This window comes from Streptomyces alkaliterrae (assembly GCF_007097205.2).
Lineage (GTDB): Bacteria > Actinomycetota > Actinomycetes > Streptomycetales > Streptomycetaceae > Streptomyces > Streptomyces alkaliterrae.
In genome coordinates, this window is record NZ_VJYK02000456.1 from 1 (window position 1) to 3,061 (window position 3,061).

The following is a 3,061-nucleotide window of genomic DNA, read 5'->3' on the forward strand; positions in this document are numbered from 1 at the left end:
GGTGGGATGTAGGCGGGGAGGCGGTCGAGGAGCTTGTCGTGGTGGGCGAAGCCGAGGATCCAGCAGGCGCCGAAGGTGACGAAGTCGGTGACGGCGGAGCCGGTCTGGCCGGGGATGTCGACGAGGTCGGTGCCGAAGATCGCGGTGAGGGCGAGCGGGGCGAGCAGCGTCTGCCAGGGCATGCGTCGGAAGAGCCACAGCATCAGCGGGGACAGCAGCACGAACCAGAAGTAGGCGCGCAGGTACCACAGCGGCGCTGCGGCCTGGACGGCCCAGGTGTCGGAGAGCAGGCCGGACTCGGACCCGATGTGCCAGGGGAAGGGCGGGCTGCCGACGGGCACGACCCAGCACAGCACGCGCAGCCAGAACCAGCCCTCCTGCCCCTTCGCCGGCCCCCAGCCCTGCATGAACAGGATCGTCAGGACCACCACGCCGTAGATCCACAGCGGCAGCAGCAGGCGGCGGACGCGGCTGCGGATGACGCCGAGGGCGGGGCGCCGCAGGGAACGGGCCATGAGGGAGCCGGCGAGGGCGAACATGACGCCCATGGAGGGGAAGACGAACGTCAGCCAGGCCCAGCCGAAGGTGTGGTAGACGACCACGCGGAGCAGCGCGAGGGTGCGGAGGAAGTCCAGGTAGCGGTCCCGGCCCTCCTTGCGTGCGGGGGCCGGTTCCGTGGACGGCCCGCCCTCGGCGGGCGGCGTGGGTTCCGGGCCGGTGGTGAGGCTGGTCATCGGGCGGCGCTTCTCTCGCGGGTGGGCTGGCCCGTCACGGGTGCGGACTCGACGGCGCCGGTGCGGCGGAGTTTCTGCCAGCGGAGCCGGCCGCCGGTGAGGGCGGTGATCCAGGACTGGAGCAGCACGACGTACATGAGCTGGCGGTAGAGCAACTGTTGCAGCGGCAGGGACAGCAGGTGCGTCATGCGTTCGCGGTCGAGGCGGAAGGCGTACGCGGCGCAGATCGCCTGGACGGCGAGGACGCCGAGCCAGGCGGCGACGGTCTTGCCGGTGGGGCCGAAGATGACGCCGTAGAGCAGGAAGATGTCGATGAGCGGTGCGAGCAGCGGCGCGACGACCATGAACAGGGAGACCAGCGGGAGGCCGACGCGGCCGAAGCGGCCGGAGGGGCCGCGTTCGAGGAACGCGCGGCGGTGCTTCCAGATGGCCTGCATGGTGCCGTAGCTCCAGCGGTAGCGCTGGGACCACAGCTGCTGGACGCTTTCGGGGGCCTCGGTCCAGGCACGCGCGTTCTCGGCGTAGACGACGCGCCACCCGTCGCGGTGCATGGCCATGGTGATGTCGGTGTCCTCGGCGAGGGTGTCCTCGCTCATGCCGCCGACGCGGTGCAGGGCCTCGCGGCGGAAGGCGCCGACCGCGCCGGGGATGGTCGGCATGCAGCGCAGCACGTCGTAGAGGCGGCGGTCGAGGTTGAAGCCCATGACGTACTCGATGTGCTGCCAGGCGCCGATGAGCTTGTCCCGGTTTCCGACCTTGGCGTTGCCGGCGACGGCGCCGACCTCCGGGTCCGCGAAGGGCTGGACGAGTTCGCGGACGGTGCACGGTTCGAAGACGGTGTCGCCGTCCATCATCACGACGATGTCGTAGCGGGCGTGCCGGATGCCGTTGTTGAGGGCGGCGGGCTTGCCGGCGTTGGCCTGGCGGACGACGCGCACGTTGGGCATGCGCAGCGACTCGACGATGTCGGCGGTGCCGTCGGTGGAGCCGTCGTCGATGACGATGATCTCGATGGGGTGGTCGCTGGCGTCGAGTGAGCGCACGGTGTTCACGATGCACTTGGCCTCGTTGTACGCCGGGACGAGGACGCTGACCGGTCGGGTGACGGGTTCGTCGCCCCAGCGGAAGTCGGGGCGGCGGACGCGCCGCGCGTGCAGCCAGGACAGCACGAGCATCAGCGCGAAGCGCAGCAGTACCAGCGAGCCGACGACGGCGAGCAGCACGGTGAGCACGCCCATGGCCTTGCCGGAGACGCTGACGGCGCCGACGAACGCCTTGCCCTTCCAGAGTTCGAAGCCGCCGACGGGGGTGTGGGCGCTGGGGGCGTCCAGCGCCTCGGTGACGTTGACGAAGCGGTAACCCTCGGCCTTGAGGCGGGGCAGCATGATCTCCAGCGCCTCGACGGTCTGGGAGCGGTCGCCGCCGGAGTCGTGCATGAGGACGATCGCGCCGTCGCCCGACTTCTCCGGCATGGCGCGGCGGATGATCTCCTGGGCACCGGGGCGGGACCAGTCCTTGGTGTCGGTGTCGTTGAAGACGGTGATGTAGCCGCGTTCGCCGAGGTGGCGGGTGACGGGCCAGGTGTCGTTGTCGAGGGCGTGCGCGTGGGAGGAGTAGGGCGGGCGGAAGAGGGAGGTGCGCACGCCGGTGGCGCCGACGAGGGCGAGCTGGTTCTGGGCCAGTTCCCAGTCGATGCGGGAGGTCGACTGGAGGGAGAGGTCGGGGTGGTTGAAGGTGTGCAGGCCGATCTCGTGCCCCTCGTCGACCATGCGGCGGACGAGCGCGGGGTAGCGGGAGGCCATCGTGCCGGTGATGAAGAAGACGCCCCGGGCGTCGTGCTGGTGGAGCACGTCGAGGACCTTCGGCGTCCAGACGGGGTCGGGGCCGTCGTCGAAGGTGAGGACCATGGTGCGTTCGGGTACGTGGTAGCTGGCCGTCTTGCCGTTGCGGGTGTCGACGACGGGCCCGCCCTCCAGCACGTCGGCAGGGACCTTGCTGTTGGACGTGGGCGGGTTGACGCGGTGGTCGGCGAGGAACTCGCTGTGCACGTAGCCGCGCAGCAGCAGCATCAGCATGATCGCGACGAGGAACAGGGCGGGCAGCAGGTATCTCAGCGGAAGGCGCGTACTGCGGCGCTTCCGGTGGGCGGCACGGGCCATGGCTACGCGTCACCGCCGTCGAGCGGCTCGCTGCCGCCGCTGAGCGGTTCGGTGCCGCCGTCGAGCTGAGGTCCGGCGCCCTGGCCGCCGTCGGCGGTGCCGTCGCCGTCGCCGTCGCCTCCGGGCGGCGGGTCGGCGGGGCCGGGTTCGGTGCCGGGGTTCTCGGGC

General features: G+C 71.1%; 2 protein-coding genes. Both read right to left on the reverse strand.

What is annotated here, in order from left to right; translation table 11 throughout:
- Positions 1-734 (reverse strand): acyltransferase family protein (locus FNX44_RS25490; RefSeq protein WP_143651343.1); only part of this gene is annotated, 734 nt, incomplete at its 3' end.
- On the reverse strand, positions 731-2,893 hold the full coding sequence (locus FNX44_RS25495; protein ID WP_143651344.1) for a bifunctional polysaccharide deacetylase/glycosyltransferase family 2 protein: 2,163 nt from the start codon (positions 2,891-2,893) through the stop codon (positions 731-733). The genes FNX44_RS25495 and FNX44_RS25490, both read right to left, overlap by 4 nt.
- Between the last annotated feature and the right edge of the window lie 168 nt (positions 2,894-3,061).